Raw genomic sequence first — 14,575 nt, forward strand, 5'->3', positions numbered from 1 at the left:
GACAGCACCGTGCCGACCCGCCACACTCCCGAGAGCATCGTCATCGCCGACACTCCGGCCGCGATCCTGGAATGGGCCGCCCGCCACATCGAACACGTCGGCATCCATCTGGGTCCCCGTCTGTTCGCCGGTCCAGGCCGTACGGCCACGTTGCCGTGCTGGCCGCGCGGCGCCCTCGAAGTCGCCGCCGGCCACGGGCGGGGAGCCGCCGGCCGGACGTACGACTGGGACCGCATCAACCACGCCCGCGACCAGGCGTTCGCCATCCTCGCGGAAGCCCTCGCCGGGCACCCCGTTGACGCGGACGACCCCGCAGTCAAGGCCCTGCACCGAGAGGTCATCGACCGGTGGAGCGCCGCGCCCGGACGTACCGCCGCCGACGCTGCCCGCGCGTTCCGCACCGCCGCCGCCCGGGCCGAACACGCCCTGTTCTGACCCCCACCGCCCGCCAGCATCCCCAGTCACCGAAGGCCCACACGATGGACGAGACGACAGAAGACCGCAGCACCACCAGGACACCGAGCCGCCGAGGAGCCGCCACACCCAGCCGGGACGGCGTCCACCGACTCAGCGTCCCCCTCCACCCTCGACTCAGCGCGACCGAGCTGATCCGCGTACTCCTCGCGGCCCCCGGAGAAGCCGACCTCTCCACCCTCGACCCCGTACAGGTCCGGTCCCTCATCGCCGACGTGCTCACCCAACACGGGTATGACGTGCTCGACCGATCGCCGTACTACCCAGAGCTAAACCGCCACCAGGACGCCCGCCGCGCCGTGCGCCGCGCGTACGGGTCCCGGTTCCTCGACGCCCCCGACGAACAGGCCGTGCTCGCGGACCCCCTCCGCGAAGTGCTCGCCGCCGGAAGCAGGACACCGTGACCGCCACCGCCACCGCCACCGCCACCGCCACCGAGCCGACCGGAGCACGGGCACGGCAGACGTACTACTGGCGAGTGCGCAACGCGCGGACACGCCACCGGCCCGAGACTGCGGCGCAGGCGTGGCACATCCAGCCCGGACATCCCGGCGGTGCGTACAGCGATCTCGGCCACGAACTGGACCCGCCCGCACACAACACCCCGACCCTGCTCTCCCGCAGCCGGCCGACCGGCCGCCGGGGGGACGAGCAGGAGTTCCGCGGCGGGTGTCTCGCGTGCGAGTGGGAAGGCCCAGTGCACTCCGGCCACGGATTCGGGGATGGTGACAACGAGGCGGTGGAGGACGCGCACGACCACTGTTTCCCCAGCTGGCGGACACTGCCGCCGATCACCACGGTCGAGGACCGGTGGGCCGTCCCACGGAGCCCGAGCCGCTGGGCTCAGCTCACCACCGGGTACCCGGCGGGCTGGATATGACCAGGGCGCCCCCGTCGTCGCCTGGAGGCGGCACCGCCGCGAAGCTCACCTCCCGCCGCACGCGGGACGCCCCCGCTACGAACTCCACGTCACTCGGCCACCGCGCGATCGGGGCCGACGCCTCGCAGATCAGGCGGCCCTCTTCTAATGACCGCCGTCCTCCGGATCAGGGCCCCACCCGCTCAACCCGAAGGTGGTTTAATTACTCCGCCGTCAGCGGAGCGGGCAACCTCCGACCGGCAGTGCGCCCCCCGGGCGTCACGCACCCCAGACAACAGACGACGGCCAGCGCACAAGGGCAACAAGGCGCTGGCCGTCAGTGTTCTCTCACCAGAAAGAACCCCACCATGCTACGTGACCGACACCCCGACTGTCCCCAGCCCGGCGACATCGCCCAGCTCACCAGAGGTAACAGCATCGGCGCTAATCCCGCCGACAGCTTCGTCATCGTCGAGGACTTCCCCCCGACGGGCCGACACCTCGTGCTCAACCTCCCCGTCGACCACCCCGACCGCGCCGACTGGGCCGCCGCCGTTCCCCTGGCCGACATAGCCGCCCTCACCCGGCTCGAACCAGCAGGCACCCGTAGGTGGACGCCGGACCCGGACCCGGACGACATCCAGTGACCGCTTCGAGCGGTCGCGACCCCGACCAAGAACAGGAGGCGACCGTGTCCCCCAAGACCGGCCGCACGCTCTACTCACGCGCGGACCTGCGCAAGGTCCACGGCATCAGCGAGCCGACCCTTCAGAACCTCTGGACCGACCGGGAGAACAACGGGCACCCGCCCGTCGCGGAGACCATCGACGGCGTCATGCACTGGGACGGCGACGTATGGACGGCGTGGCACCACGAGCTTCAGCGGCAGCGCGCCGCCGCCAGCACCACCAATCCGCCGAAGCTCGACGGCGACCCCGAAGAGATGGTCGGCCCTGCCGAAGCCGCGAAGGTCTGCGGGTTCGCTGACTCCACCACCGTCTCCCACTACGTCAAGACCCCCCCCGAGGGATGGCCGGCACCGGACGACTGGGACGAACTCCCGACCCGGCGGCGTCCGAAGTGGAAGCGCTGGAGGCTGTGGCAGTACCTCGCGGACCGGAAGGGCCGCGGCCACGCCGGCGGGCGACCTGCGGGCCGCCGCGGGCTGGCCTACCCGTACCAGGGAGACGAGCGGCTGACCCTCGCCCGGAAGGCCATCGCGGCGAACCCCAAGGCCGCGAACGCCGAGCTGATCCCCCAGCTCCTAGAGCTGACGGAGAAGACCTACTCCCGCCCGACCTGGAACAACATCATCAAGTCCGCCCGCGAGCACCCCGAGGAGTGACCCGTGCCCGACACCCGCTGTCCGCGCTGCGGCGGCCCGCTCGGTGAACGGCCCGCACGTTCCCGTCTGACCACCGACCGCGAGGTCTCCATCTGCACCACATGCGGTACGGAGGAAGCTGTGCGCGAGGCCCACGGCCAGCCACCCCTGCCGTTCGGGGAGTGGCCCATCTGCCGCTAGGAGGTTGTCGCTGATAAGTCGTCGGGTCGGCCCCAGAGCGGGGCCGACCCGTTCATTCAGCAACCAGTAGGGCGGGTGATCTGCCTCCTCAGGTCAGCAAGATCACCAGCACGCCAAGGGTGATCGTCATCGATCCCGCGAAGGTCCCAGCGCCCCAGCCGACTGCCTGGTGTCCGCCTCCGCCTGTGGAGTACGACAGAAGCGCTGCGGTAAGCGATGCAGTGAGCGAGAGAAGAACCGCCAGCACCACGAGTAGCGCTCTCGTGCGAAAGTCGAAGCGCATGAATCCGTTGAATCCGTCCTGTACAGGCTACCGCCCCGACAGGGCTAGGCAGCTAGGGTCATGGTCGTTTTGTGAGGCCATGGCCGAAGGCTCGGTGCACCGGGAACGATTGGTGTGGCGAGCCGGAGAACTCCGCACGGCGACGCCGCGTGCGGTGGAACACTCCAGGCGAAGCCGCACGCCGGGAAGACCAGCAGTCCAAGAGCCGCCAGGGCGGCGCTTCTGATGGCCAAAACTTGCTTCATGACCCTTTCGAGCGCCGCCTCCGCGCGGCAGAGCGGGTCATCGGACCAAGGGGGATCGTGGCTGAAGCGAAGGGCGTACTCGGTCGAGCCGCCCGTAGTGACGTACTCCAAGACGTCGGCCGTGTGGTGGGCCCAGGACCACCCATGCCTAGTTGGGGAACCAGAACGAGACTCCGGATCGAAAACGATGCACGGGAGACCTGTGTCTTGCTCAGCAGTGGCACGCAGGCGACCACGAAGGCGCCGGCCCTGAATCGCTTCCTCGGCGATCTCTTCGCTGAGCGTCCGCAATTCCGCGAGGAAGCGATCGGCCAACAGGACAGTCGAAAGTCTGGACTGCCCGTCGATCACCACTAGGCGCTCGTTCCATGCGTGCGGGATGGTGATGCACCAGCGAACATCCTCATCCTCTGCGGCGAAGATGTTCGACTCCTTTGCGGCGGCCTCCAAGAGCACCTGCGTGCTGTACCCCGAGAGGCGTTGCCCCCAAGTCTTGGCGTCCCCCGTATCCACGGCCACAGGTTACTACGCACCTGATGAGCGAGCCGCGCTCTTTCTAGCGAAGCCGAGGTAACAGTCCAACAGGACATCAGGCTCCACGAGCCTGATCCGCAGGAACGACCACGCCGCCCTGAGTGTCCGAGGGCCCTCATCGTTGATCATGATCTTGATTTAAGAGGACCAAGGTATCGTCACTTCGTGACGATACAATCAGCCAAGACGACCGAAACTGACCGGATGAGAGCGGGGGGTGAGCGGGCCGATGGGATGGGTGACCATGATCGGCCCGTCCGACGAGCAGGTTGAGTACCGCCTTACCGGCGGCCACGGATGCGGTAAGTCCGTAGCTGTCGACGCCGCGCCACTCATTGCCGCCATCGAGGCGAAGGCCGAAGCCGCCAGTGCCCCCGTCGCCTCCCTCCTCGCGAACCGCGAGGCCAAGCGCGCCTTCTACCGCGCCCGCGGACTCCTCCGCAGCAAGGGCGCTGCGCGGTTCACCGGGTTCGACGCCGTCGAAGTCGCCGCAGCAGTCGGGCTCGACGCCCGCGACCTCTACGGCCAACAGGCCCTCCCCGCCCGGAGTGCGGACGGACAGGTGGACTACCACCTGGACGCCAGCGAACGGCCCCTGGTCTGGATCGGCGGCGGGCCCAGCGAGTTCGGCATCGTGCCCGGCAGCGTGCTCGCCCCAGAGCAGTTCCCGGCCGCCCGGCGCCTCATGCTGGGCGAAGATCCGCGGACCGGGCAGACCCTCGTGGACCCCAAGCTGGCGATTGCGCCGGCCGCCAAGCTCCCCGCCGTCCCACTGGCCCGCGCCATCCGCCGCGCCGCCGCCGAACGCAGCGTGAACCCGGCCTCCCTGCTCGACTCCAAGCGCAAGCAGGACGCCTTCCGCCGGATGGAGAGCCAACTCAAGCGGTTCGGCGAGACGCACCGCGTCCCCATCTCGACGGTGCTGAAGCTCGCCGACGCCGTCGGCATCAACGCCGTCGACCTCTACGGCGAGGACACGGTGGAGAAGGCCATCGCCGCAGAGGCGGGTGGCCACCTGGACGCCCGTGCACTCCTGCGCGCGGTCGAGGCCCGCGCCACCGAGACCGGCCAGCAGCCCGCCGACCTGTTCGACGCCGCGTCCATGAAGCGCCGGTATGCCCAGACCGAAGGCGAAGGCGCACGCCGTCTCCGGGACCTGCCGATGGACGTCCGCGAAGCCGTCGCGATGGCCAAGGCCGCAGGGCTCACGCCCGAGGACGTGTGGGACGCCGAGGAGATCAAGGCCGCGCTCCTCGAAGGCCGCGTGCAAGTCGGCAACCGTGGTGCCGACGTCACCTTGGACTTGGCGAAGTCGAAGTCCGCGTTCCTCGCGTACGCGCCCGAGGAGATTGCCGCCCAGGTCGAGGGCATCTACACGGCAGCCGGCCGGGAGTCCATCGGTGCGCTGGAGCGGTGGACCGCGTACGCGATGCGCGGCCACCACGGCGACGGTGAAGAAGCCGAGACCGTGAAGACGAGCGGGTTCTCCGGGTGGATGATGGTCCACCGCGCCGCCCGTCCCGTCGACGGCGCCCTGTACGGAGATCCCCACTTCCACCTGCACTTCACCCTCGCCAACATGGTCAAGGGCGCCGACGGCAAGTGGTCCACGATGGCCAGCGGGGGCCGCGACCTCCACCGGCACACCCGCGCGACCCAGTCCCTCATGAACGCCCGCATCCGCCGCGAGCTGACCAACGAGTTCGGCATCAGCTTCCGCCACGAGGAGCGGACTGGCGCGTGGGAGATCGCAGCGATTCCCGAGGCCACGATCCGGCTGTTCAGTAAGCGCGACAGCCAGGTCCGGGACCTGCTGACGAAACTCGGCATCGACTACGACAGCGCCACGACCCGTGAGCGCACCGCCGCTTCCACCGCGTCCAAGGCCGCGAAGAACGGCGAGGCCGGGATCGGGGACGATGTTCTCCGTGCCTACTGGCAGGCCGAGGGCCGTGCAGCCGGAGACGACCCCGACGCCATCGCAGCCAGCGCGATGGAACATGCCCGAGCAGACCAGAACCCCGCCCTGGACGAGCTATGCGCCCAGGTCTTCGACCCCAAGACCGGGCTGACCAGCCACTCCAAGGAATTCACGCACGCCGCCGCCATCGCCGCCGTGCTGGACGCCCTCCCGTACGGCGTCGCGGACGCCGCCGAAGCCGAACAGCTCACCAACTCCGTACTCCGGCACGCCGGATACGCGGTCCAGCTCAACCCGAAGGGCGCCCAGCACTTCGCGCACTCTGACCGGTACACCACGGCGGATGTCGTGGCGGCCGAAGCACTGATCGTCTCCGAGGCTACGAACCGGCTCAGCACACAGGCCGCCGTCATCAGCAACGACACAGTCGACATGACCTTGTCCACCGTCGAAGCCCAGCACGGCGGCACCTTCGCGTTCTCCGACGAGCAGCGTGCCGTCCTCGAACGGCTACTCACGGCCGGGCACGGAATCGACGCCGTCGTGGGCATCGCCGGATCGGGCAAGACCACGATCATGGACACCGCGCGCCAGGCATGGGAGGCGCACGGTGTGGTCATCGCCGGCGCGAGCACGGCCGCCGTCGCCGCCGCGAACCTGAAGGCCGAAGCAGGGATCGAGTCCCGCACCCTGGCGTCGTGGCTCACCGGCATCCGCGCCGGTGGCCCCGGCCTCACCGGCGTGGACGTGTTGGTCGTGGACGAAGCCGCGATGTGCGATGACCGCGACATCGCCGAACTTCTCACCCACGCCGCGGAAACCGGCACGAAGGTCGTCGGCATCGGCGACCCCAAGCAGCTCCACTCGCCCGGCATCGGCGGCAGCTTCGCCGCCGTGCACCACCTCGTGGGCGGGCTCACCCTCAGCCAGAACTTCCGCCAGAAGGACATGGTCGAGCGCCGGGCACTGGAACTGTGGCGCGACGACAACCGTGTGGAATCGCTCCGCACCTTCGCCGGAACCGGCCGCGTGCACGCTCTCGCGGACAAGGACACCGCCCTCGCCGCGATGCTCACCGTCTGGGCCGACAAGCGGGCCGCGCACACCGACGACCACACCGCCGTGCAGCAGCTCCTCATGCTCGCCGCCACCAACGAGATTGTGGAAGAGCTGAACACCGGCGCCCGTGCACTGCGGAAGGAGAATGGCGACCTCACCGGTCCCGAGCACGCCTACGCGCTGCCCGGTGGCGGCGAGCTGACCCTGTCCGTCGGCGACCAGGTTCTCCTACGGGTCAACGACTACCGGGGCAAGAAGAGCCGAGGGCAGAACGAAGACGTCCTGAACGGCTACCGCGGAATCGTGCGCGCCGTGGACGAGGAACGCCGCGTTCTGGTCGAGTGGCGGGAGAAGACCGCCGACGGTCACCGTGACGTCGCCGAATGGGTCGATGCCGACTACATCGCACAGGGCGGGCTCAGCCTCGGATACGCGATCACCGGCCACAAGTCGCAGGGCCTCACCGTCCAAGAGGCACTGGTCTACGGACCCGGCGCCCAGGCGAACGCCCTCTACACCATGATGTCGAGGGACAAGGCCGAGTCCCACCTGTTCCTGCCGCTCTCCGTCTACGAGACCGACGCCGACCGCGCCCGCCACGGCGACGCACTCACCGACCAAGAACAGCTTGACCGCGCCGTCGCGGGCCTCATCCGCGAGATCGAGAACGGCACCGAGGAACGCATGATCCTCACCGAACTCCCGAAGAACGCCGTTCCCGCACACGTCCGCCAGGCCGTAGCGGACCTCCCGATCCCGCGCGCCCCCGGCGCTGACGAGCACCACGACGCCGACACTCCCGAAGAGGCTCCGGAGCACGAGGACCGCCCCGCAACGGCGAACACCGCACCCATCCCGGCACCGGCCACACCTTCGGAACCCGCGCCGACGGCTGCCCGCCCATACGCTCACCTCGGTAACGCAGCATTGCGTGACGCTGTGCGCAAGGCAGCCGTCGCCGCCCGCGCCACAGCGGCGGCGGCCGACAAGGCGGAAGCCGCCGCCGACCGTGCCGAACGGGAGGCTGCTGCCGGTGCAGGCCCCAGGTCGCTCGCGCTTCAACGCCGGCATGAGGACGTTGCCGAGCGAGCCGTGGCCATCCGGGAAGTCCGGTCGCTGGACGGCACGATCGCGGAACACACCACCCGACTGAACAGCACCGAGGCCCGAATCGAGGGGCTTGACCAGCAGCTAGCCGCGACGGGCCGATTCGGACGGACAGCACTCCGCGGCGACGAGCGTGCTGCGGTCGAGTCAGACCGCGAAGCTCTTCTGCGTACCCGTGAGGAGACCGTCCAGGAGCTGGAGCAGATGGACGCGCGGCTCCAGGACGTCACCCGGCAGGCCGGACCCGTCAACGAGTACGAAGCCGTGCTGACGGAAGCTGACATGCCGCAGCAGGAGAAGGCCACGCTGCTTCGGCGGGCCAAGGTCAAGGACGACGAAGCAGCCAAACAGCTCCGGGCCGAGGCCATCAAGGCTCGCAGCACGGCTCGCGGCGCAGACCACCGCGTCTCCGGCCTCCAGAATGAGACGAGGCTGCGAGCCCAACACGGGCGTCAGCACGTCGATGCCGATGAGTCCGAGGTGCCCTCGTCTCCGAAACCGGAGTCCACGTACGCCAAGCGAACCGCGGTGGACCACACGCAGCCCGTACCGCCGGACAGCACTCACGACGCACCGCCTGTGTAGGAGGGCCCCGTGCCCTCCTAGGACGGCGGAGCGAAGACCGCGTTGTCCGGCATCCGGTCGCGGAACGCATCCGGGATGGTGCCCATGAGCCAGAGGCGCCGCGTCACGTGCTCGGTGCCCGCCGGATCGTCGAGCAGGACGTAGCGGGACTCCTCGTCCCCGACGTAGCCGATCTCCGGCGGGAACCCCTGCTCCTCGGTCCATGACAGGTAATGGACGCCATCGATCCGGAGGGCACGCCGGCCGTCCGGGTCTTGGTCGCCGAGCATCGCGTAGCCCAGGCACATCAGCCAGAAGTCACACGAGCTGCACACCCGATATGCAGCCATCCGCGCACCGACACCTCGGATCTCCCGGTCCGTCCCCTTGTTCGGGCGCAACTTGCACTGGAACACCGCGCCCTGCGCGGTCACGGGGGCCCGCATCATGCGCCGGGCCTACGCCGGATGTGCTTGCACCGAACACCGCGCTCGACATCCTGAAGCGAGGGCCTGCGACGTGCCCCGCAGTCCATGCACTCGCTGTCCCAAGGCATCGAGCGAGCACCGGGGTACGGCACCTTCGGCCTGTAGCGCGCTTCACGCATCAGCTCCTCGGCGTCCTCGTCATCGGGTTCACCGAGGGGCGGCACGGGGGAACGCGAGGGGCTGGGAGCGGGCTGCGGGATCGAGTAGACCGGGGTGGCGCCCCCGAACACCAACCCGAGGCTCACCCATCGTCTCGGCTGTGAAGGGGTGGTCATGGCATGCCCTCTCTCGTGTGTCCTGATCGGATTGCCAGGGGCGATAGCGTCGTCCGGGTGTGGTTCTCCGGCCAGTTCATTGGCCAAGGACGGCCTCCCGCGCTGCACGGGACCAGATGGATTGTTGGCGGACGGTGAAGCCCATTCGGTTCCAGTGGAAGAGGACGTGGCGTGCGAGGATGCCTCGCTTCCCAAGGCCGATGTTGCCGCTGCCGACCGCCTCCGCCAGCGCCTCCCCGCCTTGCTCCAGCCCCTCGATCCAGGGCCGTACACAGGCGAGGTCTCCGGCGTTGAGCAGGGGACGGGCATCCGAGAGGAGGAGGCGGCGCATGGGTTCGACCATGCTGCTGACCTGTTCTGGGGACACGTCCTCAGCGAGCGGACGGTGTTCTTCGACCCGTCCCCACACGTCCCCCTGCTCACCGAACTCCAGGCCAGCGGCGCGCATCAGCAACGTCATGGCCACGAGGGAAGTCGCCTTGGCATCCAGTGATCTTGCACTTCCGTCGGCCGCGACGCCGAGATAGCCGAGCACGCCGACACTGTCGGCGTGAAACAGCTCGTGTGCGAGCGGCATCCCAACCGGGCCCCCGAAGGCGATGGCCTCCGGCTCGTAGGGGGTCGCGGTCCACTCCGTGGTCACGCTCCAGGAGACCGAGCTGTCGAGCGCTTCGGTGACGTGGCGGAGAGCGTCCTCGGGCGACGCGTTCGAGGCTGGATAGAAGCGCAATCGCCAATGGGGGTACTTGCGCACGAACCACCAGGTGCCGATTGGATCACTCCGCAGGGCGGGCGTGAGGTACGCACGGAATGTGCGATCGGCGCTGGGATAGTCCGCGAAGCGGATGTTCATCTGGTGCCAGCCGGACGGTTCGGCGTCGAGCGCAGCCCGGCCGGCGTCCTTGTACCGCTCGATGGCTTCGGAGAGCTGGGCGGTCCCGGTGTCGGCGGCGTGAGCCGTTTCCTCTACGGAGGCCCCACCGAGAACCGCCAGGATCGCGTCCTCCATACGATCCGTATGGCGCACGGCTGCTCCTCTCACGTCAGCAGGAGGCAGGCGTCCCACTGCCCCTGGGGCGAGCCGCCCGCTTCGGCATCGTGGAAGGCGAGGGCGGCTCCAGCCTTGCCGACCAGGAAGCCGCCGTCCTCCGGGACATCCGCCGTCAGGAACCGCTGGACCAGCAGACTGAACCGGCGGCCGTACTCGGCAGGGGTGTCGGCGTCTTCGGCTACGCGCTGAACGGTGCGCAGAACACCGCCGAAGCCGTGGCACAGCCCGCGGTCGGCGATCTTGTCGAGCTGGTGGGGGTCGCCAAGGCAGTACGTCAGCGCCCGCTCGACCATCCGTTTGCGATCCGCGTCCTCCAGGACGATGGCGGCGAGCTGCTGCGCGCGCACCAGGCCCGGGGTGCCGTAGCACCAACCGGGCGTCGCCGGGAGCGCGGGAGAGACGCCACCGTGGCTGACCCAGCGAGGCCAACGCAGGCCGTGTGAGTCGCTTTGCCTGATCTGATCGAGCCACCGGCAGATGCGGCGGATCGCGGCCTCGTGTCCGTCAACGGTGATGCCAGCGCGCATGGCCAGTGAGAGGAGGGCAAGGGGGCCGGTGATGCCGTGTGCCAGTCCGGCGTTCGCGTGGCCGCCGGGGGTGGCGGTCTTGTCACTGGCCGGTGCGTGGCCGACCCACCAGCCCGGCAGGGCCGCACCTGACTCATCCGGGACGGGTCCGACCAGACGTACCAGGTACTCCAGGACACCCTTCATTTCCGCGCCGTGCGGCTGACGGCGGAGCAACAGCGCACCTACGCCGGTCAAGCCGCGGAAGAGGTCGTACTCGGCGAACGTCGCACGGCGGCCTGCGTCGATACGTGCGTGCGCGGCGGCGAGCCGCTGCTGAGTGTGCGAGGCCACGACGCCGTCGAGGGTGTGCAGTGCACCGGCGTACCGGTCGGTGCCGTCGGCGGCCAGGTGCAGAACGAAGGCCATTGCAGGGGCGCCGAGGAAGAGGTTGGCCTCCGCGCCGTCTATCAACGGGCCGGTCCCGGCGAGGATGCGGTGAACGTCGCGCCAGTCGCCCGCCCCGCTTCGGGCTCGCTCGATATGGAGCATCGCGATGCCGAGTGGGCCATGTGCGAGGGACTGTCGGGTGGAGGTATCGGTGGCCGGCGGGGCGGTGGTCACGCCTCGTCTCCTTCGGGGATGAGAGTCCGGGAATGGGCCGCAGCTCGCGCTATCCGTCGGCAGGTCGCTTCCGCTGCCGGATCAATGCCTGCGGCCCGGTTGTGGTGCATGTGCAGCAGGGAGGGCAGCACGGCATCCGGTGCGTCCCCCGTCAGCGTCTGGCGGTAGCGGTCGAGCTCGTGCCTGCGCATCTCCCAGGCATCGGCCACTGCATCACCGCCGTCGAAGTCGGCCAGGACGTTGCGTGCGTCGGGTTCGGACAGACGCAGCGCGAGGGCCTGAATGTTGCGGGGGACGAGTCCTCCGTCGCTCCGCCGGAGATGTTGGGTGAGCCAGGTGAAGGCGTCCTTGCTGGAGCCGAGGAATCCCGAGGTGATGTCTACGAACGAGGCCGCAGTGACGGCGGGACGGAGTTCGGCGGGCACCGCGAGGGCCAGCTGAGCGACGGCGGCCGCGGAGTCGGCCACGAAGTAGCCTTCCGCAGCCTCCAGCGCGCGGCCGGTGCCGTAGCGGCCTGTCTCGGGGTGGTCGGTGTCCCACTGCACCCGGTGGAGCAGACCCTCCCGCCGCAGGTCAGCGGCCCACTGGGCAACGGCTTGTGCTGCGGAACCGAACGCTCCCGGTCCGGGGAGGCGTAGACGAAGGCGAATATGGGGTTCAGGGTCGGCGTACCGGATGAACCAGGTGGACGGCGGAGTACCCCATCCATCCCGCAGAAGCCGGGGAAGATGGCCGGTCACCACTTCTGGTACTCGGGCTGTGCTGCCGTACAGCTTCACGTACACCCAGTGTGAGGAGCCGGGCATCCTGCCCACCTCCCGGACCGTGGAGGACCGAATCGTGGGAGCGGGACGGCGTTCTTGGTCGGCGGCGAACGTCATGGCCACTTCGTGCGCTCGGTCGAGCCATCCGAAGGCACTTTCCTCCGGAGCCTCGTGCAGGACGGCCTTTCCGTGCCGCTTCAGTTCCGCGCGCAGCAGTTCTTGGTGGACGGGTTCGTCAAGGTCGAGGCGGAGGCGCTGGTCACTGGCGCCGAGGTACACGGTGCGCGGAAGGCCGTACGTGCAACGCCAGTTGACGAACCGCTCGTTCCAGTCGTCCCCGTCTCCGAAGTCACGGTGACGCAGCCGCCACAGGGCGGCGGACAGCACGGTACGGCCAACTCGAACCTCGGGCAGGAACGGAAGCTGACTCGCGGCGCCCCAGAAGAAGGGCATCAGGACCGCCGTGTGGGAGCGGGGCAGTTCGCAGACGAAGCGGGTCAGCGGGTGGGTGCTGCTGGACAACTCGACGGCGTTCATCACGGTCGGCTCGATGATCTGGCCGGTGGACAGCGAGACGAGGTAGAAGCGGGCTGCGTCTGCGACCACACCGAGGTCGTCAAGGCCCAATGTGGCGTCGGGGTTGTACTCGCCGATGGACAGCAGCTCCGGGGCGACGAGGGGCGAGCGGCTGACGTTGTTGATCGGCACCTTCAACGGTGGGCCCGACACCTGCCCGCGGACAGCACCCTCGGTCAGGGTGGGCAGCGCGGCGTGAACGGCCTTCACCCGGTCGAGGTCCGACGGTTCGAGGGTGGGGAGGAAGCGCCCGGTCGTGATGCCGGCCGCGAGCGACAGGCCGACTACGGAGAGGGTGAAGCGTCCCTCATCCAAGGCGCTCTGGGACTGACCGAGAACGGTGAACGTGAACTCGATGTGCGCAGGAACCTGGCTGGGCTTGCCGGTGGACAGGACCTCGATGTCGTCCTCGGTGAGCACGATCTCGCGGCGGTCGGTCAGGGCGGCTTCCTGAACCAGTGCCAGAAGGTGTTCGTCGCGAGGCGTCGTTGCAAGGACGGGCCGCGGAAGCACGGTGTTGCGGTATCCGACGGGGAAGCCCAGTCCGGTGTCGGGATCGGTGAGTTCCCGTACCGGCACTACGGTGCCCGTGCTGTAGCGCTCCAGAAAGCGGGTGAGGTAGTCGCGCCATGCCGGGGAGCCGTTCGGGTACGGCGTGATACGGCCGATCACGTCCAAGGCGCGGCTCGCCTCGGCGGCGACCTGATGGGGCAAGACGATGTTGCAGTCCGGCCGCAGGTGTACGGCAAGGCTGCCCTCGGTGACCCCGGTGAGCTGGTTCATCGCCGTGGTGGCCTGGACGCGAAGAGTGGGCTGCTCGTCGGGATGAGCGTGATCGTGCTGGTGAAGAAGCTGGTGGACGTGGCGCAGTTTCTCCGCCCGGACCCGTACGGCCGAGTCGGGGGCTCCCGCGCGGGAGGTCCGGTCGAGCTGATCGACCAGGTGACCGAGGGCATCATCACGGGTCATCGGAGCGGGAAGGTTGGTGAGAAGCACGCGGTGCGCCACAAGGGTGCGCACCATCCCCTCGATCGTCGTCACCGCCGTGTCGGGGTAGTCCGCTTTGATCTTCGCCACGACGTCTTTGACCAGCGTGGGAGCCTGCGCGAGGGACAGAACAAGCTCTGCGGCCTTGGTGCGGCGGAGGGTCGTCTCCGTTGGGCCATCAGCTCCGGGCTGGCAGGAGACGGATATCGTCGCCCCGCGCACGGTGGTCGTGGGGTCGGCAACGATGTGAAGGTGACGCAGTATCTCCGGGTCTTGCTCCAGGGTGGTGACGAAGTCGTGTAGCCAGGTTGCATCGGCTCTGGCGAATGCCGTGTGCTGAGTTCCCCAACGGATGCTGGTGCGCGGACCCAGGCGTACCGAGGTGGGGCCGGCGAACGTGCCGAAGGGCGTTGCGCGGAACTGCATGCGCAAGAGGTAGCGGGTCACCGAATGGGCGGTCCGGCGGATGCGCGACCGACGAGCCTTGCCGTCGATGACCTTGCGAACGGCGGCGGCCAGGACCGGGGCGGCGATTTCGACGGCGCTGACGACTGTGTCGTCCGCCCACACCTGTTTGATCCACTGGCGGCAATTCTCCGCGTCGGCGGCCCCGTCCGCGACGGGCGCGGGGCAGGAGGGCAGCAGACCCACCAGCGGAAACACCGATGTTCTAATCATGCTCGCGTCAACTGCTCGATACATGTCAATGCCCTCCTTCACAGGTGCGGTGCCC

At 68.9% G+C, this 14,575-nt stretch carries 12 protein-coding genes and 1 pseudogene; 8 read left to right on the forward strand and 5 right to left on the reverse strand.

The features are described 5' to 3' along the window. The first annotated feature begins 9 nt into the window (after nt 1–9). From ACIREO_RS05030 to ACIREO_RS05060, 7 genes and pseudogenes are all read left to right on the forward strand, one after another. Nucleotides 10–435, forward strand: a complete 426-nt coding sequence (locus ACIREO_RS05030) for a DUF6197 family protein (RefSeq protein WP_404105159.1) — start codon at nt 10–12, stop codon at nt 433–435. A gap of 44 nt (nt 436–479) precedes the next feature. Next, complete coding sequence (locus ACIREO_RS05035) at nt 480–878, forward strand: DUF6181 family protein (RefSeq protein WP_404105162.1); 399 nt, start codon at nt 480–482, stop codon at nt 876–878. Continuing rightward, nucleotides 875–1,354 (forward strand): DUF6349 family protein, encoded by a 480-nt coding sequence (locus ACIREO_RS05040; RefSeq protein ID WP_404105165.1) that lies wholly within the window; start codon nt 875–877, stop codon nt 1,352–1,354. Before ACIREO_RS05035 ends, ACIREO_RS05040 begins: the two co-directional genes overlap by 4 nt. A gap of 10 nt (nt 1,355–1,364) precedes the next feature. Beyond that, nucleotides 1,365–1,502: pseudogene (locus ACIREO_RS05045) on the forward strand (DUF6349 family protein); the annotation flags it as partial. Nucleotides 1,503–1,701: 199 nt separating this feature from the next. Then, complete coding sequence (locus ACIREO_RS05050) at nt 1,702–1,980, forward strand: DUF6211 family protein (RefSeq protein ID WP_404105168.1); 279 nt, start codon at nt 1,702–1,704, stop codon at nt 1,978–1,980. 44 nt (nt 1,981–2,024) lie between these two features. Beyond that, entirely contained in the window at nt 2,025–2,678 is a 654-nt protein-coding gene (locus ACIREO_RS05055) for a hypothetical protein (RefSeq protein ID WP_404105171.1), read from the forward strand. A 3-nt stretch (nt 2,679–2,681) separates the two neighbouring features. Further along, nucleotides 2,682–2,858, forward strand: coding sequence for a hypothetical protein (locus tag ACIREO_RS05060; protein ID WP_404105174.1), 177 nt, complete (start codon nt 2,682–2,684; stop codon nt 2,856–2,858). A 327-nt stretch (nt 2,859–3,185) separates the two neighbouring features. Here the strand turns inward: ACIREO_RS05060 and ACIREO_RS05065 are convergent, their stop codons facing one another. Continuing rightward, nucleotides 3,186–3,899: a hypothetical protein gene (locus tag ACIREO_RS05065; RefSeq protein WP_404105177.1), complete on the reverse strand. Its 714-nt coding sequence runs from the start codon at nt 3,897–3,899 to the stop codon at nt 3,186–3,188. 250 nt (nt 3,900–4,149) lie between these two features. Here ACIREO_RS05065 and mobF point away from each other — a divergent pair, with 250 nt between their 5' ends. Beyond that, nucleotides 4,150–8,592, forward strand: a complete 4,443-nt coding sequence (gene mobF / locus ACIREO_RS05070; RefSeq protein ID WP_404105180.1) for a MobF family relaxase — start codon at nt 4,150–4,152, stop codon at nt 8,590–8,592. Nucleotides 8,593–8,609: 17 nt separating this feature from the next. On the opposite strand, the gene ACIREO_RS05075 is transcribed toward mobF, so the two are convergent. From ACIREO_RS05075 to ACIREO_RS05090, 4 genes are all read right to left on the reverse strand, one after another. After that, nucleotides 8,610–8,921 carry a hypothetical protein gene (locus tag ACIREO_RS05075; RefSeq protein ID WP_404105183.1) on the reverse strand — a complete coding sequence of 104 codons (312 nt, stop codon included), beginning with the start codon at nt 8,919–8,921 and terminating at the stop codon, nt 8,610–8,612. Between the two features lie 489 nt (nt 8,922–9,410). Beyond that, on the reverse strand, nt 9,411–10,343 hold the full coding sequence (locus ACIREO_RS05080; protein ID WP_404105186.1) for a thiopeptide-type bacteriocin biosynthesis protein: 933 nt from the start codon (nt 10,341–10,343) through the stop codon (nt 9,411–9,413). Nucleotides 10,344–10,372: 29 nt separating this feature from the next. Continuing rightward, the gene (locus ACIREO_RS05085; RefSeq protein ID WP_404105188.1) at nt 10,373–11,515 is read right to left on the reverse strand and encodes a lanthionine synthetase C family protein; all 1,143 of its coding nucleotides are present in this window, start codon (nt 11,513–11,515) and stop codon (nt 10,373–10,375) included. Next, a complete protein-coding gene (locus tag ACIREO_RS05090; protein WP_404105191.1) occupies nt 11,512–14,544 on the reverse strand; it encodes a lantibiotic dehydratase in 3,033 nt (1,010 codons plus the stop codon). The genes ACIREO_RS05085 and ACIREO_RS05090 overlap by 4 nt, the downstream gene beginning before the upstream one ends. Nucleotides 14,545–14,575: the final 31 nt, after the last annotated feature.

This window comes from Streptomyces sp. NPDC102441 (assembly GCF_044765585.1).
Lineage (GTDB): Bacteria > Actinomycetota > Actinomycetes > Streptomycetales > Streptomycetaceae > Streptomyces.

Bases quoted from the DNA above. Each gene is read 5' to 3' on its own strand.
- ACIREO_RS05035 (WP_404105162.1), top strand. From the start codon at position 480: ATGGACGAGACGACAGAAGACCGCAGCACCACCAGGACACCGAGCCGC.
- ACIREO_RS05050 (WP_404105168.1), top strand. From the start codon at position 1,702: ATGCTACGTGACCGACACCCCGACTGTCCCCAGCCCGGCGACATCGCC.
- mobF (WP_404105180.1), top strand. From the start codon at position 4,150: ATGGGATGGGTGACCATGATCGGCCCGTCCGACGAGCAGGTTGAGTAC.
- ACIREO_RS05075 (WP_404105183.1), bottom strand. From the start codon at position 8,921: ATGGCTGCATATCGGGTGTGCAGCTCGTGTGACTTCTGGCTGATGTGC.
- ACIREO_RS05080 (WP_404105186.1), bottom strand. From the start codon at position 10,343: ATGGAGGACGCGATCCTGGCGGTTCTCGGTGGGGCCTCCGTAGAGGAA.
- ACIREO_RS05090 (WP_404105191.1), bottom strand. From the start codon at position 14,544: ATGTATCGAGCAGTTGACGCGAGCATGATTAGAACATCGGTGTTTCCG.